At 42.1% G+C, this 26,208-nt stretch carries 23 protein-coding genes and 1 pseudogene; 10 read left to right on the plus strand and 14 right to left on the minus strand.

Annotation, left to right across the window (positions count from 1 at the left end):
* Positions 1-95 precede the first annotated feature (95 nt).
* The 12 genes from D0T84_RS11360 to D0T84_RS11415 all read right to left on the minus strand — a co-directional run bounded on the left by D0T84_RS11360 (position 96) and on the right by D0T84_RS11415 (position 12,262).
* Positions 96-896 carry an alpha/beta hydrolase gene (locus tag D0T84_RS11360; RefSeq protein WP_163307990.1) on the minus strand — a complete coding sequence of 267 codons (801 nt, stop codon included), beginning with the start codon at positions 894-896 and terminating at the stop codon, positions 96-98.
* 137 nt (positions 897-1,033) lie between these two features.
* The gene (locus D0T84_RS11365; protein WP_163307991.1) at positions 1,034-1,600 is read right to left on the minus strand and encodes a hypothetical protein; all 567 of its coding nucleotides are present in this window, start codon (positions 1,598-1,600) and stop codon (positions 1,034-1,036) included.
* Between the two features lie 110 nt (positions 1,601-1,710).
* On the minus strand, positions 1,711-2,331 hold the full coding sequence (gene prfH / locus D0T84_RS11370; RefSeq protein WP_163307992.1) for a peptide chain release factor H: 621 nt from the start codon (positions 2,329-2,331) through the stop codon (positions 1,711-1,713).
* 40 nt (positions 2,332-2,371) lie between these two features.
* On the minus strand, positions 2,372-2,554 hold the full coding sequence (locus tag D0T84_RS11375; protein WP_163307993.1) for a hypothetical protein: 183 nt from the start codon (positions 2,552-2,554) through the stop codon (positions 2,372-2,374).
* 373 nt (positions 2,555-2,927) lie between these two features.
* On the minus strand, positions 2,928-3,521 hold the full coding sequence (locus tag D0T84_RS11380) for a hypothetical protein (protein ID WP_163307994.1): 594 nt from the start codon (positions 3,519-3,521) through the stop codon (positions 2,928-2,930).
* A 2-nt stretch (positions 3,522-3,523) separates the two neighbouring features.
* Positions 3,524-4,093: a hypothetical protein gene (locus D0T84_RS11385; RefSeq protein WP_163307995.1), complete on the minus strand. Its 570-nt coding sequence runs from the start codon at positions 4,091-4,093 to the stop codon at positions 3,524-3,526.
* A gap of 327 nt (positions 4,094-4,420) precedes the next feature.
* Positions 4,421-5,266 (minus strand): metallophosphoesterase, encoded by an 846-nt coding sequence (locus tag D0T84_RS11390; RefSeq protein WP_163307996.1) that lies wholly within the window; start codon positions 5,264-5,266, stop codon positions 4,421-4,423.
* Positions 5,267-6,303: 1,037 nt separating this feature from the next.
* Complete coding sequence (locus tag D0T84_RS11395) at positions 6,304-7,701, minus strand: RtcB family protein (RefSeq protein ID WP_163307997.1); 1,398 nt, start codon at positions 7,699-7,701, stop codon at positions 6,304-6,306.
* Positions 7,698-8,420 (minus strand): hypothetical protein, encoded by a 723-nt coding sequence (locus D0T84_RS11400; RefSeq protein ID WP_163307998.1) that lies wholly within the window; start codon positions 8,418-8,420, stop codon positions 7,698-7,700. Before D0T84_RS11400 ends, D0T84_RS11395 begins: the two co-directional genes overlap by 4 nt.
* Positions 8,405-9,181: a hypothetical protein gene (locus D0T84_RS11405; protein ID WP_163307999.1), complete on the minus strand. Its 777-nt coding sequence runs from the start codon at positions 9,179-9,181 to the stop codon at positions 8,405-8,407. The genes D0T84_RS11400 and D0T84_RS11405 overlap by 16 nt, the downstream gene beginning before the upstream one ends.
* A 397-nt stretch (positions 9,182-9,578) precedes the next feature.
* Positions 9,579-10,895, minus strand: a complete 1,317-nt coding sequence (locus D0T84_RS11410; RefSeq protein WP_163308000.1) for a gliding motility-associated C-terminal domain-containing protein — start codon at positions 10,893-10,895, stop codon at positions 9,579-9,581.
* Between the two features lie 161 nt (positions 10,896-11,056).
* Positions 11,057-12,262 carry a pyridoxal phosphate-dependent aminotransferase family protein gene (locus D0T84_RS11415; protein WP_163308001.1) on the minus strand — a complete coding sequence of 402 codons (1,206 nt, stop codon included), beginning with the start codon at positions 12,260-12,262 and terminating at the stop codon, positions 11,057-11,059.
* A gap of 270 nt (positions 12,263-12,532) precedes the next feature.
* Between D0T84_RS11415 and D0T84_RS11420 the strand changes: the two genes are divergently transcribed.
* The 7 genes from D0T84_RS11420 to D0T84_RS11450 all read left to right on the plus strand — a co-directional run bounded on the left by D0T84_RS11420 (position 12,533) and on the right by D0T84_RS11450 (position 20,531).
* Positions 12,533-13,405 (plus strand): murein hydrolase activator EnvC, encoded by an 873-nt coding sequence (locus tag D0T84_RS11420; RefSeq protein WP_163308002.1) that lies wholly within the window; start codon positions 12,533-12,535, stop codon positions 13,403-13,405.
* 16 nt (positions 13,406-13,421) lie between these two features.
* Positions 13,422-14,570 (plus strand): 1-deoxy-D-xylulose-5-phosphate reductoisomerase, encoded by a 1,149-nt coding sequence (locus D0T84_RS11425; RefSeq protein WP_163308003.1) that lies wholly within the window; start codon positions 13,422-13,424, stop codon positions 14,568-14,570.
* Positions 14,571-14,899: 329 nt separating this feature from the next.
* Positions 14,900-16,237 carry an RIP metalloprotease RseP gene (rseP, locus tag D0T84_RS11430; RefSeq protein ID WP_163308004.1) on the plus strand — a complete coding sequence of 446 codons (1,338 nt, stop codon included), beginning with the start codon at positions 14,900-14,902 and terminating at the stop codon, positions 16,235-16,237.
* A gap of 42 nt (positions 16,238-16,279) precedes the next feature.
* A complete protein-coding gene (locus tag D0T84_RS11435; RefSeq protein WP_163308005.1) occupies positions 16,280-17,233 on the plus strand; it encodes a methylenetetrahydrofolate reductase in 954 nt (317 codons plus the stop codon).
* A gap of 92 nt (positions 17,234-17,325) precedes the next feature.
* Positions 17,326-18,450 carry a DNA polymerase III subunit delta' gene (holB, locus tag D0T84_RS11440; protein WP_163308006.1) on the plus strand — a complete coding sequence of 375 codons (1,125 nt, stop codon included), beginning with the start codon at positions 17,326-17,328 and terminating at the stop codon, positions 18,448-18,450.
* Between the two features lie 85 nt (positions 18,451-18,535).
* Entirely contained in the window at positions 18,536-20,062 is a 1,527-nt protein-coding gene (locus D0T84_RS11445; protein ID WP_163308007.1) for a regulatory iron-sulfur-containing complex subunit RicT, read from the plus strand.
* On the plus strand, positions 20,028-20,531 hold the full coding sequence (locus D0T84_RS11450) for a gliding motility lipoprotein GldH (RefSeq protein WP_163308008.1): 504 nt from the start codon (positions 20,028-20,030) through the stop codon (positions 20,529-20,531). The genes D0T84_RS11445 and D0T84_RS11450 overlap by 35 nt, the downstream gene beginning before the upstream one ends.
* On the opposite strand, the gene D0T84_RS11455 is transcribed toward D0T84_RS11450, so the two are convergent.
* Together D0T84_RS11455 and D0T84_RS11460 are read right to left on the minus strand one after the other, a co-directional pair.
* Positions 20,532-21,131, minus strand: coding sequence for a ribonuclease HII (locus D0T84_RS11455; protein ID WP_163308009.1), 600 nt, complete (start codon positions 21,129-21,131; stop codon positions 20,532-20,534).
* Between the two features lie 199 nt (positions 21,132-21,330).
* Positions 21,331-22,575: a metallophosphoesterase gene (locus D0T84_RS11460; protein ID WP_163308010.1), complete on the minus strand. Its 1,245-nt coding sequence runs from the start codon at positions 22,573-22,575 to the stop codon at positions 21,331-21,333.
* Between the two features lie 89 nt (positions 22,576-22,664).
* Here D0T84_RS11460 and D0T84_RS11465 point away from each other — a divergent pair, with 89 nt between their 5' ends.
* The 3 genes and pseudogenes from D0T84_RS11465 to D0T84_RS11475 form a co-directional block, all read left to right on the plus strand.
* A complete protein-coding gene (locus tag D0T84_RS11465) occupies positions 22,665-24,212 on the plus strand; it encodes a glycoside hydrolase family 10 protein (protein ID WP_163308011.1) in 1,548 nt (515 codons plus the stop codon).
* Positions 24,213-24,357: 145 nt separating this feature from the next.
* Positions 24,358-25,056 carry a hypothetical protein gene (locus D0T84_RS11470; RefSeq protein WP_163308012.1) on the plus strand — a complete coding sequence of 233 codons (699 nt, stop codon included), beginning with the start codon at positions 24,358-24,360 and terminating at the stop codon, positions 25,054-25,056.
* A 3-nt stretch (positions 25,057-25,059) separates the two neighbouring features.
* Positions 25,060-26,208, plus strand: a pseudogene (locus tag D0T84_RS11475) (class I SAM-dependent RNA methyltransferase); the annotation flags it as partial.

Genomic DNA, 26,208 nt, shown 5'->3' on the forward strand with positions numbered 1-26,208 from the left:
GGCTTACTTTTGATTATGCGAAAAACAAACACTGATATACAAGAGGATATGTCTAAAATAGGCAAGCTTTCTGCTTTTAGCGGACAACAATGATTCTAACTATATTTCTTCACCCAATCCAATATCAATAAACACCCCGGAGCACACACGCTTCCGTGATCAAAACCCTGCAATTCGTATAATACAACATCCTTATTTCCTAAGGACTTGAGTACAGCTTCCAGATGCGCATTTTCTTCATATCTGGCTGTCATTTCCAGTTTGCGATCTCCCGAAATCAGCAGGGTAGGAGGGATATTTGAACGAGCCCTGTTCAGAGGTGCATATTCATCTATTACAGGGATATTAGAGGGGATACCCCGCTCTTTGCGGATGGTATAATGTGTATTTGTCTGGCCGCTGATAGGGATCAATCCTTTTATATTATCTGCATCTATGCCATATTTGTCCAGGTAACTTTTATCCAGGCCTACCATCAGAGTTAAATAGCCTCCCGCCGAATGCCCCGAAATATAAATATCTTTTACACTGCCGCCATATGCCGCAATATTATTAAATGTCCAGGCAATGGAAGCTGCTGCATCATCCGTGTAAGCCGGATTTGTGGCTTTTGGGCTAAGACGGTAATTTACTGCGACAACAGCTACCCCTTTCTCTTTCAGTTCATCGGGAATACCTTTCTCTCCACCTTCGAGTCCTCCTCCATGAAACCAGACAATGACAGGAAAGTCTTTCTTGTCCACCGGATAGTATATATCCAGCTTGCAACGTTCCTTACGGTAAGCATCTGTTTCGTTATCACTGATATAGGATATGTTATTCTCCGTTTTATAGCCGTTTTGGGCAAATATGAATGAAGTACATAAACAGAAGATTATAAAAACTAGCTTTTTCATGACATGGTTTTTTATATTGAGATATAAAGGTAATGGAATTTTCGTGAAAACAATAGAAGCGAGCATCCCTGCCCACTTCTACTAAAGATTAATTAATTAATTAATCAATCTTACTGAACTTAACTTATTAACTTATCCTATTTTCTGTTAGCATTGTTCGTATTTCTGCTATTGTCAGACTGCCTGTTATTTGTATTCCTGCTATTCTTAGAACTTGTATTACTTTCTCTGGCTTCTTGTATCTTATTGGAAGAGTTTGGATTAGAGCTATTCGTATTTACCCAACTTCTCGTATTGTTCTTACTATTATTGTATTTCGTATTGTTGCTGTAACGGATAGGCTCTTGTGTCCTGTCTCCCTTATACTGGGAATATGACTTCTTATGAGTTTTGTTTTGCAACCAGGGCTGTTTGTCATTTATCACCACTTTGTACATGCTATACAGGTCGTATTTGCGATAGTTTGACGGCAGATACTTATTAGATATCCATCTGCTTCCACTCAGATAATAGAAAAGAGAGTTGGCCACATCGAAATACACGTTGATATCAGGGAAATAATAATATCCTGCATAATCGTATCCTATTGGCCCCCAAGCTGGTTGTTGGTCCAGATTAATATTTATATTTATGTTCTGCGCAGATGAAAGATTGAACAGTCCTGCTGCAAAGAATATGCTGATGATTACTATAAACTTTTTCATAACCTCAAGGTTTAATTATTTATCCAAAAATATGAACAGTAATTCAGCCTTACAACGATAATCGACAAAGAGCGAAATTCTCTCGACGAAAAAGTTAAAACTATCAGCTTCTAAGTCAATGGCGCTTCTATTGTCTTTACAGGATTTCCCCGCTGTAGATTATTGTGGTTACTCCAGTTCGACTGAGCCACAATCATCGCTTGTTCTACGTTCCATGCCGCTAGTTTGATCAACAGGCGTTCGGTTGCCAGTATCTTATTCTGTAATTGAGACCGCTGGTCGGATGCCGTAACCGAAATACCTGTAGGCGTATGAATAGCCCTTACTGCCGATTCGGTTTTATTCACATGCTGACCTCCGGGACCCGATGCGCGAAGTGTTTCGTAACGGATCTCCTTCTCGTTGGCTTCCTGATTTGTCGGTACAGTGAATGTTTGTACTCCTATAAACCAGTTCTTCCGTTTATGGTAAATACGGTATGGGCTTTTTGATATCCATTGTATGGTTCCCTCCCATTCCGAGACTATTTCCTTTGTTCCCTTGCCTTCGATAGATAAGGTAGCTGACAATAAGGTTCTGTTTAGTGGACCGGCTTCCCGATCTATAACTTCGGCTTTCAGCCCTTTATCTTTTACTTGTTTCAGCATCTTTTCCAGTACCAGGGCTACAGCACGGCAGCATTCGGCCGGGCCCCGTCCGGAGGTTATTTGTAAGTATATTTTATTATTCATGCGAATTAGTTTTTGTTTAAACTATATGTTGTTTAATATTCTATTCTGCGCGCAATCTCAGATTGCTTACCTTACTTTTGGCCGAAGCTCCAAAAGTAAGCAAAAAAGCATTGCGCCCCGCTTCGCCGTACGACCCACCATCGGTTTGACGGCTGAATGAAGTGATGAAAGATTCATCATTGCAATAATCGGCAGACGATGCATAAAAGCGCCCGCACTTCATTCTACGCCGCCTGCACCGGGTGGGTACCCCGTACGCTTGCTAATGGCGCTGGCTGGCGCCTGACAAATAGGGTCTATCTTCTGCCTTGACGTTACCTTGCGCCCGGGAGAGAGCCCGGCAGTTAGGAAAAGTAAAGCAAGCAATCGCAGATTGCGCGCAGCACAATAAAATTAAAGAACGATCATATTAATTATATTTTCAACTACTGATTGACATTATTCATTATCGGTCAAAAAAATGTAGTCAATAAGAAACTGTTTAAATTTTATTCGTTCAAATTTTTAGAATTGTTTTAGAGATGTTTTTTTCTTCCTCGAAACGATAATAGCGGGCTATTTGAGTTGAGAGAAAGGAAAAAACAGCCGAAAACAGACTAAAAATGAACGAAGAAAAAAGTATAATAAAATATTCGTATAAAATTTGAACAGTTTCTAAATAATTGAAAGATATTTTCCAGCTCGCTGTGATTACCATCTGTTTTCAATACAGATAAACCGAGATATTCTTTTCTGTAATGATTTATGACTCCTGTGTTAAATGTAAACGGACTAGTTTCTTCCAAGAGAAGCGTACACAGCACGGTTTTCAGCGTATTTGCCTTTACACGCATGGTATGTGGCGAATAGCGCGAAGGATGTATATGGATAAACTCTTCTTTCTCTATCATACGTAGTGTCCATACAGAGCCGTCAGAAAGTTGTAATTCACGATAATCGTTATTCAAAGAAAGCCAGAGCTTATACATGTTTTTGTCCAGAAGATTCTGTTCTTTCAAAATCTTGTAAATTTCATCTTTAATCTGCTGGCTGATAAGTTCGCCTGTATAATAATCAAGCTGCGAAGCCCCAAAAGACTTAATATCCGCATCTATACTCCCGTTCCATCTCCCTTTATTATTTTTCAGCCATTCAACTCCGGACAGAAAATGATGCTTAAAGTCATGATAATGTATAAAACTGATACCCATCGTTATTTTCTTTCTAGTCGTTCTATTTCTTTAATAACATCGCTTCTGTTTTTCGCGTCTTTTATAAATGCCGGTAATTTTGCAGTCATTGTCATCAGGTATGGCCATTTCCGTTCGCGCAGGTCAGATTCTACAAACTCTTTTATCTCTTGTAAATGTTCGCGGTTGTATGCCCAGAAAAGATTCCCCCTGACTGTGCCCTGTAGCCAAAGTGGCAACCTGAAAAATGGGTCTTTCATAAGACCTGAATTTTGAGGTAGAGAGTTTATCTTTCTGTAACTTGCTACATTTGGCGAATACTCGATGGTTGCTTCACAATGGGAACAAGTAACACTGAGTTCTTTTGGCGCAACCTTAAATCCCGATTGTTCGGCATAGATGTCTTTTCCGCAATAGGGGCAAAAGCGTTTGATATATGCTTTATACAGAATATTATCATTAGCATCCTTTTGTGCCATGCAGTTGGGACAGTTTAATATCCCTTTCTCTACATTTGCCGGTTTATGGCATTCAGGGCATTCTACAAGATAGTAATTGGCGTAGTACCTTCCTGATTTGGTATATCTTTTCATTGTGAACTAAACTAATTTTACTAAAAAGTGACAAAAGTGACAAAAGTGACTCTTTTTCTGTTCTTATCAATGTTACTTTTTCCCGATATAAAAATAAAGACCTTATAAGAGTCTGTTCAAATTTTATAGCAAGTCTTTTTTATAGCTATTTTTAGATGGATTTTACCCTTTTTGCTAGCAGGTTTAGCGGGCTAAACCAAGAGTAAAAAGGGTAAAATACGCTAAAAAGAGCATAAAAAAATTGCTAAGAACTATTGACCAGAACCTGTAATAAAAATTTTCGCTAAAATTTAAACAGGCTCTAATATTAGATAATTTTATTTGAAATCACAACAACCATGTATGTTTATTGAACTGACAAAGAAAATCGATACTCACCGGGTCCCCTTCAATCACACCGTTCACTTTGTCTACAATAAACATGCAACCTTCGGGTAAATTGCCGGAAACATCAAATTCGAGTTCCTTTATTTTTACGGAAAAGGTCTGGTTGTTTTCATCTATCTCTACTTTATAAGGTTGACCTGTATGCCCGAAAAAATGAGCGAAAGGCTTCAATTGGTTCAGTACAGGCCGGAGTTCGTCCATGCCGAATCCCGGGCTTGTCATCTCGGAGGATATGTCATGTGAGATGAGTATATCAATCTTTTGTCCCTGATCCAGTGCCCTCTTTATCTCCCTGCGTTCGTAGTCCTGTATAAAACGTTTGTCGTTCCGTTGTTTACGGTCGCCGATACGCCCTATTCCCATAAAGTCAAAATCTTCACCATCTGCATAAAATGTCTGGAAAACACCGCTCTTGCATACATAGACCCTGTGATAACAATCGATAGGATAACGGCTGTTTGTGTTTTTAGCCTCCTTTTCGTCCAGAAAATCATGATCTTCGTGATTGCCACGTACACAAACCATATCGATATCCAGCTTGTCCAGAAATTGCTCAATGTCTCGATTGATGTAGAGGAACTGTTTGCTGAAACCGAGTTCTTGTTCATCCCGTTTGGCATGTTTAATTGTAGCTTTATCTAAATTTTCGATATTAGGAAAAGCACCTATATCCCCGCATTGGAGAATAAGGTCAATCTTTTCGCCATATTGTTTTTGATATGCATCCACCATCTTGAACGGTAGAAGTATCTTGCCGTGTATATCGGCAAATATTGCTATTTTCATTTTAGTTAATTATATATGCCCCTAACCCCAACGGGGGAGTTCCTCACCGTCTCCGTAGGGCCAATTACATTTATTATTCATGTGAATCAGTATTTCGTTTTGTTTAAATTATGTGTTCTTTTATCTTATGATAAAGGCTATCCTAGGCTAAATACTTTAGCCGTAGCTCTCTGCTGCCGCGCCCTCCCGGGCTTGTCCTTCCTTTTGGCATTGCCCAAAAGGAAGCAAAAGGCTAGTGCTTTGTCCCTCGGCGACCCACCAACGGCTTGCCGGCTAAACGGGACGAAACTCGCCTTCGGCTCGGACAACATCCCGTTTCACGCCGCCTGCACCGGGTGGGTGCCCCGCCTGCGGAACAGATGCACGGAGTCGCGACGCAACATCAAGACAGAGGCTAGACCCTATTTGTCAGGCGTCAGCCAGCGCCATTAGCGAGCGTACGGGGTACCCACCCGGTGCAGGCGGCGTAGAATGAAGTGCGGGTGCTTTTAAGCATCATCTGCCAATTATTGCAATGATGAATCCATTATCACTTCATTCAGCCGGCAAACCGATGGTGGGTCGTACGGCGAAGCGGGGCGCAATGCCTTTTTGCTTACTTTTGGAGCTTCGGCCAAAAGTAAGGCAAGCAATCTGTGATTGCGCGCAGATAGAAAAGAACATTTAACTTATCAACTACTGATTGACATTATTACTATTTTCCTCCTACGGAGACATATTTTTTAGTCAGTTCCCGCCACGGGTTTCACCCGTGGTTATCCACCTTTAGAATAAGTTCCCGTCGTCTCATCCATCGTCTCATCGGATTTGTAATCCGATGATTTTGTAACTGCGGATTTTAAATCCGCGACTAAGAACTACGGGATTGCAAATCACGTAGGACGGACGCATGCGCATTTCTACCGGGCAATTTATCCCTGTGGAATGATGGTTGGGTATTTAACGGATAGCCATATTCGTATTATTTATTCTGTCCATACTACTAATACTTTCTTCTCCTGCCAGGCTTTCGTTCTACAATTTTCCAAGCCATAGCCCTACTCTTTATTCATTCTTACTATGCGTGGCATAAATCGTCCATGTATGTCTACCAGCGATTCTTGTGCCGGCATCACCCTGTCGATGTCTTTATAGGCTAGTGGCATCTCTTCCACACTACCCCCTATTAGAGTTACTCCTTGTTGGCTAAGCAATTTCTTCAAAGCAGACTGAGTGAATTGCTCTTTCGCTTTTTGCCTCGACATAGCACGCCCTGCGCCATGCGATGCCGAATTAAGCGATTCCAAACCCCCTTTTCCACATATCAGGTAACCCGGTGTAGCCATGCTGCCGGGTATAAATCCGGCAACGCCTTTTCCGGCGGGGGTAGCACCTTTGCGATGTACGATGGCAAACTTTCCGGGTGCGATTTCTTCGCGCCATGCAAAATTGTGATGGTTATTTACATTGCCCAGCGGTTTCAACCCTAGCGCTTTGGAAAGATTTATGTGAATCCTCTCGTGGCACGCCTGTGCAAAGTCACCTGCCAGATTCATGCTCATCCAGTATTCCTGCCCTTCTTCGGTATCGAGTCCCAACCATGCAAAATGTTGTGCTTGGCGTGGTAGTTTACACATTTCGCGTGCAATATCGCTATAATGCCTTGCTATAGCCGCACCCATACCGCGAGAACCGGAGTGGGAGAGCAGGGCTACATAACTGCCTGCCGGAAGATTCAGCACATTGTTTTCTATCAACTCTATCTCTCCAAATTCCACAAAGTGATTGCCTCCGCCGGAAGAACCTAGTTGACGGACTACTTTGCCATGAAGCATTTTCAGTAGTGGAGTGAGCTGAAATTCGTTCCGGTCAAGGATTTCGTGTTCTTGAGCGAAAGTCAATCCTCCATCCATACCAAAGTGTGTATATTCCTTCAATGCCTCTTTTATCTGATGTGAATAACGTTTCAGATAATCCGTCTTCGCATCGAATACGGTAAGGCTCATCCGGCAACCAATATCTAATCCCACAGCATAGGGTATCACGGCATTATCTACAGCCAGCACCCCGCCGATAGGCAAACCATATCCGGCATGCGCGTCCGGCATCAGGGCACCCGAAAGCGTAATGGGGAGGCTCATTGCCAGTTCCATTTGTTGCTTGGCCAGGCTTTCTATAAATTTGTTCCCATAGGTTTTGAATGCCAGAGGTTGTTCCAGCAGGTTGTACACTGTAAAATTCTTTTCGTAAGTGGTCGGGGCAAAATGCTCGGCTAACCTGCCCCATGTTTCATCGTTCTTATAATTTTCGGGATACGCCAATATATCTGTCAATGTATTTTTAATCTCTTCTTTTGTATTGTGCTTGCAATTCTTGCTGATAATATTGATAGCAAGGCTGCGCGCCACATTGTCGGTATATCCGATTTTACTTAGGTCTTTTAATCGTATGCTCATAAGTCTTTTTCGTCAGTATATTCTTCAATTATTTCATGGATTGGTTTATTATGAAAAGGATCATCATTTATTTCTTTAAACCAATCTTTTCTCCATTCGTACAAAGTACCCCAATGAAGTTTGTCCAATCTGTTATAATACCTGTTTTTGTTAATTAAATCATCTATTTCTTTATATCTGCTCTCTGCTTCCCAATTTCGTTTTTGCACCTTGGTTAGCATATTGGGGCGAATGCGCAGGACGAATATTCCCGGTTCGATGAAACGGTATAATGTCTCCCATATCCTGCGATTGCCATCATAATGTGCTACCGGATGAAAATATATCTGCTCATCAGGGTTTAGATTATTCTGAAATTCAGATTCAGATAGGTCGCGTAGTTTTTGTTCATACATTTTCTTATACTTCCATTTACCCCTCTTGCGCCTTCGTATTTTCTTGAAAGATTTGTATGGGCTATATTGTATCACATTTATTTTTTCCAGTATTTGTCGAAAAAATTCCGCTTTTTCTGTGAATTTTATGCTCTCGTCCAACTCGAATAATCGTTTGTAGCCTCGTTGTATGGGTTCTTCCAACTCTTCATATTCCATGTTGCGCATTATTTCCCGTAGCTTTTTCCGTTCAGCATCCAATGCTAACAGATATTTATCAAAGGCTTTTTTTTTGCGGCTCTTTTTCCAGTGAGACGGGCGTATTTTATTTATATAGTTGTCCATAACAAATCTTTTTCTTCTCTGTATTCATTTTCTACAACATGAAACGAAACGTTTACAAACGAACTGTATCTATATCGTTTCTTATCTTCTTTTTCGTTTAGTACTTTCTTCCATGAATACTTTCTACTTTTCATTTTATATATTCTACCTCTGTTTTTGTGCCGATCCAGATAGTCACTTAGTTCGCTCTCGTATTTCTCCAGTTCGGAGTCTTTTATTTTAACCTGTGTAATCATATTTGGACGTACACGCAGTACAAATCGCCAGGGTTCGATAAATATATATTTGGTTCTATATTTTTTCATATAGGTATCATAATACTCAACAGGGTGGAACAGTTCTTTTTCTTCGTCTGTAATTCTTTTTGAATTGAGAAAGGTCCATTCGTCCAATTCCTGCAAAGTTTGTTCATTCCGAATTTTATATTTCCATTTTCCTATTCTTCGCTTCTTCTCTTTAAAGGTTTTGTGCGGACTATACCGTATAGTGTTTATCTTATCTAATAGTTCCTGATAGAAGTCGGCACATTTATTGTATTTTGTTTCCTCAGTTAGTGTAAACAATCGTATATACCCTCGTTGTATAGGCGGATCCAGGTCTTCATAACCTAAGTTTCTGATTTGGTTATAGACTTGTGTACATTCCTTATCTGTACGGCGCAGTTTCTTGTCTGCGGCAGTACGGATACGCCTTATTTTCCAACGTCTTGAGGGCAGATTGTTTTCGAAAATGAGGATATTCTCATCTCTGGTATTGCCCATGACAATTGTTTTATCTGATACAGCGCGGCGTTAGGGATATAAGAATCCTGTTTGCCGATATATCAGCATTGATAATAAAATAACGATTTGGATTGCAGGACTAATCAACATGTACCGGCAGCAGTTTCCGGCACTATGATTTATCAGATAAGTTGCAAAGGCTCTTCATCCCGATGAGCCAGCTTAGTCCTAAAGTTTGATTTATTTTTTCTCTAACATAATTGTACCCTTTCTCTATATTTTTAAAGGGTTAATACTCAAATTTCGATTGCAAAGATATTGGAAGTTTTTGAATTAACAAATATTTAGAATAAAATATTTGTGTGCGGTTTGAAAATATGGCTTTTCTAGCCTTGATCTTTACGAGTTAGAGAATCCGTATCGGCAACTGGGAAGTTTAGTTTTTTCGAAGTACATTGATATCGCTGTTCTTAGTCCGTTTTTTTCCGTCTCCGCCGGTATATTCTATTACACAGTAGTAAACGCCTGTAGATACATACCTGCCATTGTGCCTGCCATCCCAGCCTTTCGAAGGGTCGTTCCACTGGTATATTTTTACGCCCCAACGGTTGAAGATAGTGGCCTTAAATTTGATAATCGATTTATACTTTACCTTAAACTCGCTATGTGTCGCCCCTCCCGGCGAAAAATAATTAGGAATCTCCAGTTCCGATTCCTCTGTGCTTACTGATACGCTTGTAGTGTCTATACAAACCGCTGCACGGTCTGCTACCTCAAGTTGTACTACAAATTCCCCGGTTCTGTCGAATGTATATTTGATATCCTTATCGGTATAGCGCACGATATAGTTGTCCATATCTTCCCTGTTGTATATATGCCATGTGTAAAAATAGGCAACGGATTCATTCGCCCGTCCGTAGAAATTAATCGTTACGGGAACGGAACCACCCAGGTTGCTTTCCGTGGTTTCGCTTGCGCCCTCCTGTTCGGCTACAATGTGGCTTTCCACGGCTACAGCCTTATATTCCGCAGATGTGATCTCTTTTGCGATATTGAAGTGCTCGGCAAACTGGTCACCTCTTAGTTTAAATGTGGTGTTTGTCAGGGGTGCGTCTATAATTACTTCTGTTCCTATCTCTTGCGCGCTGGTTGTTTCTATGCTTTCTGTAAATGTGCCGTTATTCTCGTTCCATTCCAGTTTGTTGTAACTGATCGTATATTTCCGGTATATATTTACCTTGATTCCGCTAACAGCATAAAAAGAGAGGTTTTCTTCCGTTTTCGTTATAAATAGTTTCAGCAAATCACATTTATCTTCATTTTCTATAGTCTCTATTGAGCTCAGAACAGGCAGGTATTTGCTGTAATCTATAATCCATGCAACGGCTTTCGTGCTTCCGTTTTCTTCGGCTAAATAGCCGTATCCATCGCTTAAATGGGATACTGTATAAGTGGAATTTCCGTTTGCCGATATTACCGAAATGTCCGATTCGGGGATTAATTCTTTGTCCGATAGCGAATTCCGGTAACGATAAAAATTGACTATGGTAGCTGATGAACTGTATTTGATAGTCGCTCCGGCTAATGTGTTTAATAAATATACTCTTTCGACACCTGTACCAGTAAGGTTTTCTCCGGAGTGGCCGCCATATACATATGGTGTCCCCTGCCCTCCGGATATGGTATAGCTTTGGGCAGATAACCAGATAGGTAAGCAGATTATGATAAGTAGTAAAATAAGCAGCCTTTTCATACGGATGTATATATTATAAACGGGTCTGGAGGCAACTGTAAAGCATAAGAGATATATTGTTAACTGCTGACTGATGCCTGTTAACTGACAAAACCCTCTATCTTTTAACGGACAGAGGGTTTTCTTATTTTATAAAATGTTTATTTTGCTCTACCCTTATATCAGGCTTTAACTCCAAGCAAAACTCCCATTTTTTTAAATATATTTTCTATTTTCTCCAAAGCTATGTCTACCTGTTCTTTGGTATGTGTAGCCATCAGGGAGAAGCGTATCAACGTGTCGGCCGGTGCTACTGCAGGAGATACTACCGGATTTACGAATACTCCTTCTTCGAAAAGAAGTTTTGTTATCATGAATGTTTTCTCGTTATCTCTGATAAACAACGGAATAATAGGTGTAGATGTGTGTCCTATCTCAAATCCGCGTTCACGGAATCCGTCGAGGGCGTAGTGGGTAATATCCCACAGGGCTTTGATCCTTTCGGGTTCAGCTTCGATAATGTCAAGAGCCGCGTTTGCTGCTGCCGTAGCCGCAGGTGTCGCACTTGCCGTAAATATGTATGAACGGGAGTTGTGGCGTAAGTAGTCCAATATAGCTTCATTACCCGCGATAAAACCGCCCAGCGAAGCCAGAGACTTGCTGAAAGTACCCATTATCAGTTCGGTTTCATCTATAAGGCCGCATTCTTCGACCAATCCTTTTCCACTGTAGTTCTTTCCCATTACACCAAGGCTGTGAGCCTCGTCTACCATTACACTGGCATTGTATTGTTTTGCCAGCCTAATGATTTCAGGAAGATTTGCTACATCTCCTTCCATGCTGAATACTCCGTCGATAACGATAAGTTTTACTTTATCGGGCTCACATTTCTGTAGTTGCTTTTCCAGCGACTCCATATCATTGTGGCGGAACTTCAGTTTCGTTGAGTAAGATACTCTTGCTCCTTCGATGATGGAGGCGTGATCCAACTCATCCCATAGAATATAATCTTCGCGCCCGGTAAGGCATGAAATAACACCCTGATTTACATTAAATCCTGTAGAGTAAACGATTGCGTCCTCTTTTCCTACAAATCTGGCAAGCTTTTTCTCCAGTTCTATATGGATATCCAATGTGCCATTCAAAAAACGGGAACCGGCCATGCCTGTTCCATATTTCTTGACTGCATTGATTGCAGCCTCTTTTACTTTTGGATGATTTGTAAGTCCCAGATAGGCGTTTGAGCCAAACATTAATACCTTTTTCCCGTTAATTATAACCTCGGTATCCTGGTCACTCTGGATTTCTCTAAAATAGGGATAAATACCCGCAGCACGTGTGTTCCTCGCCGCGTCGTACCGATACAACTTATCAGTTAGTAGACTCATATTAAACTTATAACAAATGTAATTATTATAGCTGCATGCAATGAAAACTTGATTATCTCACCAAAATGCAGGCTGCAAAAATAGCTAAAAAAAATAACAATGTAATCATTTTGGAGTAAATATTTAAAAAAAGGATATTTTAAGGGAATCTTCTGGGGCTTCTATCAAAGGTATATTGCTTTTTTTCTTAAATTTGTAGCTTGATCTGCTATGGGTTGTTGAAGTATGCAGAAATTAGTCTGCATGAGTAATATAAGATCAAAGCAATGAATGGCTAAAAAGAAAAAAAACAAGCATAATTTTTGGAAACGGTTGCATTTCAAATACCGTCTTTCCGTGATGAATGAAAATACCTTGGAAGAAGTATGGACGATAAAGGCATCCATGTTTTCGGGCGCGGTATTACTTCTCGTATTCGCCGTTTTTCTCATAACGGTTACCTCCATTTTTATTATCGCTACTCCCGTACGGTACTATCTGCCGGGTTATCTCGATGCCGAAGTCAGGGAAAAAGCGCTCCGTTCTGCTATCAGGGTAGATTCGCTTCAGCAACGGTTGAATTATCAGGAGGCATATATCAATAACCTGAAAAATGTTTTCGAAGGGGTTTTGGATATCGACTCCGTGAAAATAGTGGACGATATATCCATATCCGAAAATGATCCGTTGTTGCAACGTACCAAGAAGGAAAAAGCCTTTGTTGACCGTTACGAAGAAGAAGAGCGCTACAACCTCTCCGTCATTTCTTCCGCTACTTCGGGGCCGATGGAAGGTGTCGTGTTCTTCCGTCCGTTGAAGGGTTTGGTCGTGAATAAATTCAATCCGCTGAATAACAAGTATGGGGTAACGTTGAAGGTAGTGTCTCAGGAGACTGTCTCATCGGTACTTGAAGGTACTGTGGTTTTCTCCGGTTACGACCTGACTACGGGATATACCGTGCAGATTCAGCATAAAAACGGATTTATTTCGATTTATAAAAATAACACATTGCTTCTGAAAAAATCCGGAGATAAGGTTCTCACAGGAGAGGCAATCGCTGTAATAGGCGATAACAAGAATAAAGAAGAGAAAGACTTCTATTCAGAGTTTGAACTTTGGTATAAGGGCAATCCTGTAAACCCGGAAGACTACATTGCTTTTTAATGAGCTTGAAAAATATATGAAACGGAATATTGCAATACTTGGTTCTACAGGTTCTATCGGCACGCAGGCACTCGATATAGTGAGGGAACACGCAGGGCAGTTTGAAATATATGCACTCACAGCCAACAATAACGCGGAACTGCTGATTAAGCAGGCAAAAGAATTCTTGCCCGAAGTAGTTGTTATAGCCAATGAAGATAAATATGCGATGGTAAAGGACGCATTATCCGATTTGCCTATAAAAGTATGGAGTGGCAGCGACTCTATCGCTCAGGTGGTAGAGAGCCAGCCTATACATGTCGTGTTGACGGCTATGGTAGGTTATTCGGGGCTGAAACCTACGATAAATGCAATAAAGGCTGGTAAGGCTATCGCGTTGGCTAATAAGGAAACGCTGGTGGTTGCAGGTGAGCTGATTACCTCATTGGCTATAGAACATAAAGTACCGATACTTCCGGTAGATTCGGAACATTCGGCTATATTTCAATGCCTGAATGGTGAAAATTCCCCGATAGAAAAAATCTTACTGACAGCATCGGGAGGCCCTTTCCGTAATCATACGAAAGAACAGCTTTGTAAAGTGACCAAAGCGGAGGCGCTTAAGCATCCGAATTGGGATATGGGAGCGAAAGTGACTATCGATTCGGCCTCATTGATGAATAAAGGACTGGAAATGATAGAGGCCAAATGGCTGTTTGGCGTAGAGCCATCCCAAATAGAGGTGGTGGTGCATCCGCAGTCTATTATCCATTCTATGGTGCAGTTTCAGGATTCATCCATTATCGCTCAACTGGGTTTGCCCGATATGCACCTGCCGATACAGTACGCGCTGGCTTATCCTCAGCGGTTGAAGTCAAGTTTTGAACGCCTGGATTTCTTCAAATTACAAACAATGACTTTCGAAAAACCCGATACATGCCGTTTCAGGAATCTTGCCTTTGCCTTCGAGGCAGCCAAGGTAAAGGGAAATATGGCATGCATCATGAATGCCGCTAATGAAGTAGCTGTGGCGGCTTTCCTACAGGATAGGGTAGGGTTTCTCGAAATGAGCGATGTGATAGAAAAAACAATGCAAAAGACAGGTTTTATCTGTTCCCCTACATACGAGGATTATGTACAAACAGATATGGAAGCCAGAAGCATAGCAAAAGAGTTTATCAAATAACACTATAATAAATGAAGTATATTTGTGGACATAATGATATGCTGCCCTTACAGGGCGATGTAAATTGTATGTAAATATTACCCGAGGCGTTGCCATCGGGCTATAATATACTAGGCTTTCAGCCTGTTCTTTTAGAGGTCGATTATGAAGCCCCTCGAAAGGGTAATATAATTTGAATAATATATAGGTTTATTGCCTGTTTTAGAGATATGAAATAAAGACGCCCTGAAAGGGCAATATAATCCAGCCCGATGGCAACGCCTCGGGTATAACAGTAAAAAGGAGCAGAAGCGCCCTGTAAGGGCAGCATAATAATAAATAATTTTTTAATGGAAACTATTTTAATTAAAGCGTTACAATTAATACTGAGTTTATCAATACTGGTTATTATACACGAATTCGGGCACTTCCTGTTTGCCCGTCTTTTTAAAATAAGAGTTGAGAAATTCTATCTTTTCTTCAATCCTTGGTTTTCCCTATTCAAGTTTAAGCCTAAAAACAGTGATACGGAGTACGGTATCGGCTGGCTGCCGCTGGGTGGATATGTGAAGATTGCGGGGATGATAGATGAATCGATGGACAAGGAGCAAATGGCTCAACCCGCACAACCGTGGGAATTCCGTTCCAAACCGGCATGGCAGCGCCTGTTGGTAATGGTGGGCGGGGTATTGTTCAACTTTATTCTGGCTATCATTATTTATGGGATGATACTGTTTGCATGGGGTGATTCATATATCCCTGTAAAATCGGTGAAGGACGGTATGACTTTTTCCGAAACGGTAAAAAAACTGGGTGGTTACCAAGAACGAGATATAATTCTCAGCATAGATGGTAAAGATATGAACAACCGTAGCGGCGTTCTCAATATGAATACATTTATGCAGTTTCTTGACGCCGAACAGGTCGTTGTCGAACGTGGCGGGAAACAGGTTACACTGGTTATGCCGAAGAACTTTGCCGAAGATGTAATTGCTGCGGAAGACCCGGTGCCTCCTTATTATTACTGGACTCCGACTACTTTGGATTCTGTATTTGACGCGGCAAAAACAGCCGGTTTGCAAAAAGGGGATAGCATTCTCTCTATAGACGGTCAGAAGGTAACATCATGGATACAGGCAGTGGCGGAAATATCCAAAACAGAAAATAAAGGAAAAGAAATAGCGATCACTTATGCGCGTGATACATTGGTTGCAACAGCGAATGTACGCGTAAACGATGAGAATAAAATAGGTATTGGAGGTAAGAGTCCGATATACGATGTTCAGACAGATAAATACAGTTTTCTGAAAGCTATGCCGTCAGGAGCCGTTCTGGGAGTTGAAACCCTGAAAGGATACGTAGCCCAGATGCGCTTTGTATTCTCGTCCAAAGGTGTGCAAAACCTGAGTGGGTTTGCTGGTATAGGAAACCTTTTCCCTCCAGCATGGGACTGGCATGCATTCTGGTCTATGACAGCCTTTTTGTCCATTGTCCTTGCATTTATGAATATATTACCAATCCCGGCTTTAGACGGAGGACATATCATGTTCCTATTGTATGAGGTAATAACGAGGCGTCAGCCGAATGAGAAATTTATGGAATATGCGCAGATGGGAGGTATGATATTCTTATTGTTGCTACTACTGGTAGCCAATGGGAATGATATAATCAGGATATTCTTTAAATAAAACATCGGATCTTAATATTTCGAAAAGCAACTTGTAACTGATATGAATACTATAACAGAATTAATAAATAAAAGTAATAAAACAGCTTTTTCTTTCGAAATCCTTCCTCCTATGAAGGGGAATAATATAGAAAAGGTATACAATATAATAGATAAACTGATTGAATTTGACCCTCAGTATATAAATATTACCACGCACCATAGCGAATACCTGGATCAGACGATGCCCGATGGTATGGTGAAGAGGGTGAATATCCGCAAGCGTCCCGGATCGGTGGCTATAGCGGCTTCTATCCAGCATAAATATAATGTGGCGGCTGTTCCGCACATGATATGTAAAGGCTTTTCGCGTGAAGAAACAGAGTACGCCCTTATAGACCTGAACTTTCTGCATGTACAGAATTTATTGCTGCTAAGGGGGGATACAAAACGCCTGGCACCCGAACAGATATACCCTAACCGCAACGAATATGCGACAGACCTCCAACAGCAGGTAAACGACTTTAATGAAGGCATTGCGGCCGATGGGACTACCTTTGAGAAAAATGCCACGCCTTTTTCTTACGGTATGGCCTGTTATCCGGAGATGCATGAGGATGCACTCAGCATGGAGTCTGATATACATTACATGAAGAAAAAGGCAGAGAACGGAGCCGGATATTTTGTAACACAGATGTTTTTTGACAATCAAAAATACTTTTCTTTCGTCGATAAGTGCAGGAAAGAAGGCATTACACAACCGATTATTCCGGGAGTGAAACCAATCGTACTGATGAGCCAGTTGGAGATACTGCCTAAAATATTCCGTTCCAGCATACCGGAAGAACTGGCCGTAGAGTTGCGGAAATGCAAAACTGATGATGAAGCAAAGGAAGTAGGAGTAGAATGGGGTATCAAGCAGTCGAAAGAATTGATCGCGTATGGTGTACCGAGCATTCATTTCTATTCGCTCCTTGCTACCGATAGTATCAGGCGGATAGCTAAAGAGATATATTAGCCATCCAGCCACCCCGGAGGGGAGGTGCAGGAGGCTGAATAAATAAAAGTAGAAAGAAAAGCCCTTCCTTGGAGGGGTTGGGGAGGCTGAAAATGTTTTTTAGAGATATTATAGGGCAAAATGAAGTAAAAGAGCATCTGGTCAGTTCGGCCGGAAAAGGGTTTATCCCCCATGCTCAACTCTTCTGCGGACCAGAGGGAGTAGGCAAGTTCCCGCTGGCTCTGGCTTATGCGCAATATCTTAACTGTGAAAACCCGACGGAGGGCGATTCCTGCGGCAAATGTCCCTCCTGCGTAAAGTATAACCATCTGGCACACCCTGACCTTCACTTCGTTTTCCCGATAGTGAAAAAGGCTAAGAAAAAAGAGGTATGCGATGATTATATAACCGATTGGCGTGAGTTTGTAAAACAGCAGAATTACTATTTCAATCTCAGTCAATGGCTTGATTATATAGATGCGGAAAATTCTCAGGGGCTTATCTATGCAAAGGAGAGCGAAGAAATTCTCCGCAAATTGAGCCTCCGTATCTATGAGGCGAAATATAAGGTAATGGTTATATGGCTGCCCGAAAAGATGCACGAATCGTGTGCCAATAAGCTGTTGAAGATAATAGAAGAACCTACGGACAACACCCTGTTTATACTGGTGTCGGATACGCCCGATAACATTATTACAACCATTCAGTCGCGTTGCCAGCGTATCAATATACACGGGGTTTCGGAAAGTGACATTACACAGGCCTTGGAGTCTGAGTATAATATAACGCAGGAAGATGCCGTAAGTGTGGCTCATTTATCGAAAGGCAGCTATCTGAAAGCGGTGGAAACAATCAGCCTGAACGAAGAACATAAAATGTTCTTCAATCTCTTTATCCAGATGATGCGGGCGTCTTATGCACGCAACATAAAGGAAATAAAGGCTATAGGGAACGCTTTGGCCGCTATAGGCAGAGAGAACCAGAAAAGCTACCTTATCTATAGCCAGCGGATGATCCGCGAATACTTTGTAAGCAATCTCAGCCAGCCCGAAATGATATATCTGGCTCAGGATGAAGCCAATTTCGGCATACGTTTCGCTCCCTTTATCAACGAGCGCAATATTATCGGCTTTATGGATGAATTGGCTTTGGCAGAACGCCATATAGAGCAAAACGTAAATGCAAAGATGGTGTTTTTCGATCTTTGCCTGAAAATAACAATGCTGATAAAACAATAAGTAACGGATAGGTCACAGACCTTAAATATAAACCCACAAGGCCGGGAAAAGGGGCTTTGTTTCAATTAATTAAATACTATAAATAATGGATTCAAATCAAAATACATTTACTCCTCCTATGGATTGCCAGGGGACTTGCAAAACACCTGTCGGGTGTACCTGTGCCAGGGCAAATAGGAAAGCATTAGAATTAGTACCTCCCACTAACGGGGCTGCCAAAACCTGTGGTTGCGGATCGGGCGGAAGTTGTTCGTGCAAGTCAGGTGGCGACAGCTCTTGTAAATCAGGCGGCGGTTGTTCGAAGGGTGGCGGCTGCTGTAGCGGTACCCACAAGCTGGAAGTTTACAACTGGCTCGAAGATTTGCCGGAAGTACCGGGCAGTTCGCAGATGGTGGAAGTACAATTTAAAAATACGCGCAAGGGCTATTACCTTAACAGTAATAACATTGAGTTGTACAAAGGCGATATAGTTGCCGTAGAGGCTACTCCCGGGCACGATATAGGCGAAGTGACCCTGACCGGTAAACTGGTACAGTTGCAGATGCTGAAGAATAATTACCGTGGGGAAACGAAGCGCATTTACCGTATTGCCAAACAAAACGATATTGAGAAGTGGGAAGAAGCTAAGAAGAAAGAACATAAGACGATGCTCCGCTCGCGTGAGATAGCCGAGGAACTGAAACTGGATATGAAAATCAGCGATGTGGAATATCAGGGAGACGGCAACAAGGCCATTTTTTATTATATAGCCGACGAACGTGTCGATTTTCGCCAGTTGATAAAGGTTTATGCTTCTGAGTTCCGTGTAAAAATAGAGATGAAACAGATTGGGGCGCGTCAGGAAGCCGGAAGGGTAGGAGGTATCGGGCCTTGCGGAAGGGAACTGTGTTGTTCCAGTTCGATGTCCAACTTTATCTCTGTATCTACCTCCGCTGCCAGATTGCAGGATATTCCGCTGAATCCTCAGAAACTGGCGGGACAATGCGGAAAACTGAAGTGCTGTCTCAACTTTGAAGTGGATACCTATGTGGAAGCCCAACGGAAGCTGCCTTCTCGCGAAGTGGTGCTTGAAACCAAAGATTCTTCTTACTATCATTTCAAAACCGACATCTTATCGGGAACCATGACATACTCTACCGATAAGCATTTTGCGGCTAACCTTGTAGCTTTACCGAAAGACCGCGTTTATGATGTGATGAGGATGAACAAGAAAGGCGACAAACCTCTGCATCTGGCTATGGAAAATCAGGTTCAGGACGAAAAGCCGGCATCGCATGATATATTGCAAGAGAATATTAACCGTTTCGACGATAACGGAAAGAACGGTAACCGCAACAATAACAAGAAAAAGAAGTTTGTAAAGAATAACAAAGGGGGAAATAATAACAGGCCTGAGAACGGACATCCTGCTAATAATAATCAGCGGAATAACCAACAACAAGGAAATAAAACGGCCGCGATGAATAGCAATAACAAGCCACAGCAACAAGCAGAAGGCAACCAGCAGGGACAGGGGCAGAATCAGAATAGAAACAGGAATAATAAGAACAGACATAACAGAAACAGACCAAACAGGAATGGAAATTCAGAACAGAAAAGGCCTGAAGCATAAAGTCGTTTTCGCACTATGCTGTGTGCTGTTTACCTTTATAAATATCTCCTGCGATGAGCAGGAGATATATTCTCGTTTTCATGAACTTAAAAACGCGGAATGGGCGCAGAATGATACATTGGTATTCGATATCGATTCTACCTTGTTCGAGCTGGATAGGCCATATAGCCTGACAATTGAGCTTACGAATAATGTGAACTATCCGTATCAGAATATCTGGTTTTTTGTACAGTCTGATTTTGAAAGCGATACCATTTATGCAGATACGTCCAGAGAATTTCTGCTGGCTGATGAGTTCGGAAAATGGAAAGGCTCAGGCTTCGGGTCATTATATCAGTCATCCCTGCCTTTCGCGGAAATTACCTTTAAGGAGAAACGCAATTATCGCGTAAAGCTGGAGCAGGGTATGCGCGACCAGCCATTGGCAGGAATAGAGAGGGTAGGTATCAGGATTACTAAAATCCAATAATCAGAAGTCTAGCTTCAACTGCTTCTCCGTCAGGTTGAATGTTAACCGGTGGTATGGGGTCACACCATACTTTTCTATCGCCTCACGGTGCTTTTTTGTAGGATAGCCTTTGTTATGATCCCAGTCGTAAAGAGGAAATTCACCATGCAATTTCAGCATATAATCATCCCTGTATGTCTTGGCCAGTACCGATGCCGCCGCTATAGGCAATAGCTTCCCATCGCCTTTTACTACACATGTATGAGGTATATCTTCATATTTACGGAAACGGTTCCCGTCTATCAGCAGGTGCTGGGGGCGTACCTTCAAGGCTGCTACAGCCCGCTGCATAGCCAGAAAAGAGGCGTTCAGTATGTTGATGTCGTCTATTTCTTTCTGGTCTACTATGCCTACTGCCCATGCTATGGCCTTTTCTTCTATAATCGGGCGCAGGGCATATCTCTCTTTTTCAGTTAGCTGTTTCGAATCGTTTAATTCTTCGCAGGTAAAGCCTTCGGGTAATATTACAGCCGCGGCAAATACCGCTCCTGCCAGACAGCCTCGTCCGGCTTCATCGCATCCGGCTTCTATCAGGTCAGGGTATAAGGACAGTTCGAGCATATATTTTTAGATTTTAATTATTGTGATTATCCGCTTTAACACCCAACCCCTCCCCGCCTGTGGCGGTACTCCCCTTCTGCGAGGGGAGAGTTCTGGTTTTTTATCTTTGGCTAAAATACCATGCAACAATGAAAGACCAGCGACTGTCCCCTTTTGATAAAGGGGACGAGCGAAGCGGAGGGGTTAGGCAATAAGAATATCAAAAAATGATACGCAGATTATTATCTGCCGGCGGGAAGTCCAGTTCAATTTCATTTATATCAATCGGGCTGTCCATCGATTTCGACAATTTGTTGATAGAATCTACCAGCGCCCCGTCAATCACTTCATCGCCATAGGCATGCCTGACGAAAATCTGCCCCAACACATTGGCAAACAAAGCTGATGTTTCATCCGGAAGGGAATAGCCGAATTTGCCGAGTTTTCCTTTAGCCAGCTTCGTAGATAGTTCGAGCATCCGCTGTTTGTCCTCTTCGGCCAGCTTCGGATTTTCGGGTACAGCCGTTACATTCTTTGTCTCTATGCTCATACCCTCCTGGTCTAAATCCACATAGCGGTACGAGAACGGGTAGGCAGCCAGTGTCCCCGTTTCTATGTCATATATCGTATTTCCGTTGTCGGACTTAAATGCTGTAATGTCATTGGAATGGAAGTGCCCTGTAAACATGGCTTTCATGCTATTGTCGGCAAAGAGGTTCGCCAGCCGTTTCCAGTCGTCTACCAGATAATCTTTAAAGATCATGGACTGGTACATGATATGCTCGGTCAGCCCCCAATGCATCATGCCGATGACCTCTATTCTTTTTTCTTTAGCTTCTTTTAGTACATCGAGTATCCATTTTTCCGTTTCGGGGGAAATCCTTCCGGCGGTAATGCTGCCTGTGGTATATTCTTTGTATCGTGCCGCGTCTATGGCCAGCAGCCATGTGTTGTGAGATAAATCTGCAACATAGCTCAGCGAGTTGTCGTCCCTTTTCAGCGCGTCCCCGTATCCGCACTCTTTGTATATGCCGGCAAACTCGTCCGGCGATACGGTTGGCACAGGCAGCCTTTTGTCTCCTTTGTACCCGGAGGCAACCGGCATATTTATATCATGGTTTCCGGGAATGACGAATACACGGGTTCCGTTATCCTGCAACGGTTTTATCTTTTTCAGAAAGTCCAGATGGCTCTGCTTCTCGCCGTCATTGGTTATGTCTCCGCACACCAGTAGTATGTGTATGTTGTTCTGTAAGTAATCATCGACAACCTTGTCCAGAACGGCAGGGATATATTTTACATTTTTTCCGCTGGCCGATATATAGCCGTCGAGTGCCGGCCCGTTGCTCATCAGTTGCTCCGACAGGTAATGTGTATCCGTGATAACTCCCATCCTTAGCGGTTCTTTTGCCGGAGTGCAGGACGATATGATCAGAAGGATTATACTTAATAATGTATATTTCATGCATCTGTATGTTTGTTATAGGCAAAAGTAAAGTATTTATTCTACTTATTATTCCTATTTTTGCAGATACATAATTAAATAATGTTACAATGATTAAGAATAGAGCCTTCCTGTTTTCTGTATTAACGATTAGTTTAATTTTGTTTTCTTCATGCGGCTCGCAGAAGCAGCGAACAACATTCGCGGATATAGCCCATCCCAAAAGGGAGTTTAGGGGAGCATGGGTAAGCACGGCATGGCAGTCGCGGTATAAAACGATGAATTCGCAGCAGATGAAAGCTTATTTTGTAAATATGCTCGACGAGTTGCAGGCTGACGGTATCAATGCAGTCATCTTTCAGGCTCGCCCGTATGCGGATGCTTTTTATAAGTCGAATCTGGAGCCGTGGAGCGCATTTCTTACAGGTACACAGGGCAAGGCTCCCGACAATGGCTTCGACCCTTTGGCTTTCCTTGTAGACGAATGCCATAAGCGGAATATGGAATTGCATGCATGGCTCAATCCGTACCGGGTATCATCGGGCAGTAATGATGTTTTTTCACGAAACCATATTTATTATAAATATCCGGAACGTTTTGTAAAATATGACGGTAAGGTCTATTTTGACCCGGGTATTCCAGCCAACAGGCAGTTTATATGTGATGTAGTAAAAGATATTGTACTGCGTTATGACGTGGATGCCATACACATGGACGACTATTTCTATCCCTACCCTGTGGCAGGGCAGGCATTTCCCGATAATGGGAGTTTCGATACATACGCCAGAAAACAGGGCTTTTCTCAAAACCAGCTTGCCGACTGGCGCCGCAATAATGTGGATATGCTGATTCAGGATGTGAAGCATACCATACAGACTACGAAGCCGTGGGTACGGTTCGGTATCAGCCCGTTTGGTATCTACCGGAATAAGAAAAGTACACCTGACGGCTCGGGCAGTAATACAAGCGGGTTGCAGAACTATGACGACCTGTACGCCGATGTGAAACTATGGGTTAACAAAGGATGGATAGATTACAATATGCCACAGATATATTGGGAAATAGGACATAAATCGGCAGATTATAAAATCCTGATAGAATGGTGGGCACTCAATAACTTTGAACAACCCCTGTATATAGGACAGGATGTGAAAAGGACTATGGATGCTACCCAGTGGTCAGGCGATAACCAGTTGGCGGAGAAGATGACTTTGTCGCGCAGCTTCAATACTGTGCATGGCAACTGCTTTTGGCCTGCATACGAATTGCTTGATAACTATAAAGGTATAGCAAACCGTTTGCAAACGAATTACCACAAGTATCCGGCACTTATCCCGGCATATACGCACATGCATAAGAAAAAGCCGAAGAAGATAAGCAGTTTGCAGGAATTTTATACCGCAACCACACATATATTGCAATGGGACAGTAAGTCGGACAAGTATGACCCCGAAACAGCCCAGTATTATGTCGTTTACCGTTTCGCCAAAGGGGAAAAAGAAGATCTGGAAAGCGCGCAGAATATAGTTTCTATAACAAGGAAAAAAAATATAGTTCTGCCTTACGAGGGAGGTAATAAGCAATATAAATATGTTGTCACAGCTGTTGACGCTTTCCATAACGAATCGAAGGGGAAATCGAAGAAACTGAAATTGTGAAAAGCGGAAATATTTATCTAATATATAGAGCTATAAGTGGAAAGTGATGAGAGAAAAGTAACAGGGGAGGAATAATGGAAAAGTGTCACTTTTGTCACTTTTTAACAATTAAACAAATTGACATACACACAAAAAAACAGAAACTATGAAATATCTATTATTCGTATTCTTATTTACCGGATTAATGTTTAGTTGTTCAGAAAAGGACAGGCAGGTTGATTTAGATGAAAGCCCGGCCGAAAGCCTGAGTATGGACAGCCTTTTTGAAGATACAACGAAAGTACTGAATGTATATTTGCCTACGTTGATCGATTCGGCCAATCAGATTTTAGTTCATAAGATCTACGTTTCGAATGGTAAAGATGTGGATGCGTCTTTTTCATTGAAAAGGGCAAAAAGCTATGAAGGACCGAATCTTGTAAACCTGATATTCGAAGATGTGATTAATAAAAAGACATATTTACTAACTAATAACCAGCTGCAAATAACGTCTTATGATGTAATCAGCCAGTTGATAGGACGAATCGGTAAAAAGTATATACTGTATCGTGTAATAGATAAGGATTATAATAAAGACGGAGTACTTGATGGCAGGGATATTGGTAGCCTGTATATCAGCGATATAGATGGAACATCCTTTACGAAGATAACCAAAGACAACGAGGATATGAAGAATAGCGAATGGATGTATCCCCTCAACCGGTATTATTTCAGGACGATGGAAGATACGAATAAAGACGGCTATTTCGACATTAAGGATAAGATACATTATTATTATATACAATTTGACGGACAAGGTTATCAGACGGTAGAGTATAGCCCGCTGGAAATATTCAATAAATAAAAGATGACAAGAGAATTTAAGATGATAGCCAAGACAATGGCGGGGCTTGAGGAGGTTTTAGCGGAAGAACTGATAAGTTTGGGCGCAAACAACCTTGAGATAGGGAAGCGTATGGTTTCTTTCGAAGGAAATCTGGCATTGATGTACAAGGCGAATATTCATTGCCGTACCGCGTTGCGCATTCTTCGTCCCGTTTTTGAGTTCAGGGCTAAGACTACTGATGAGATATATAAGAAGGTGAAGGCTATGAACTGGTTTGAGCACCTCACCGAGGATAGCACCTTTGCCATAGATGCCATTACATTCTCCGATTATTTTACACATTCCAAGTTTGTGGCTTACCGTGTAAAGGATGCCATTGCCGATTACTTTATGCAAAAAACAGGAAAACGGCCATCGGTGAATACGGAGAATCCCGATTTGCTTATCAACTTCCATATAGCTCACGACAAGTGTACATTATCGTTCGACAGTTCGGGCGAATCCCTGCACAAAAGAGGGTATCGCATAGCCCAGACAGAAGCCCCGTTGAACGAAGTGCTGGCTGCCGGAATGATATTGAAGACTGGCTGGCGTGGCGAGTCCGACTTCGTAGATCCCATGTGCGGGTCGGGTACATTGCTGATAGAAGCGGCGATGATAGCCATGAACGTGCCGCCGGGGATATACAGGCAGAACTTTGCATTCGAGAAGTGGAAAAACTTCAATGCCGAACTTTTTGAAACGATATATAATGACGACTCGGGAGAACGGGAATTCAAACATAAGATATACGGCTCTGATATTTTACCCGAGGCGATTGACATAGCCGCAAAAAACATTAAGAACGCGGGGGTGGATAAATATATAGATTTGAAAGTGATGCCTTTTGAAAAATATATGGAGGCTCCTGCCGAGAATGGGATACTGGTAACCAACCCGCCATACGGGGAGCGCATCAAGCCTGACGACCTGTTAGGGTTATATGAGCGCATAGGAGAGCGGCTCAAACATGTCTTTATGGGATATTCGGCGTGGATACTCAGCTATAAGAAAGAATGCTTTGATAAGATAGGGCTGAAACCATCGAAGAAGATACAACTGGTAAATGGCTCATTGCAATGCGAATTCCGGCGATATGATATATTTGCAGGGAAGAAGTACCCAAAAGCA

This window comes from Dysgonomonas sp. 521, from assembly GCF_010501055.1.
Lineage (GTDB): Bacteria > Bacteroidota > Bacteroidia > Bacteroidales > Dysgonomonadaceae > Dysgonomonas.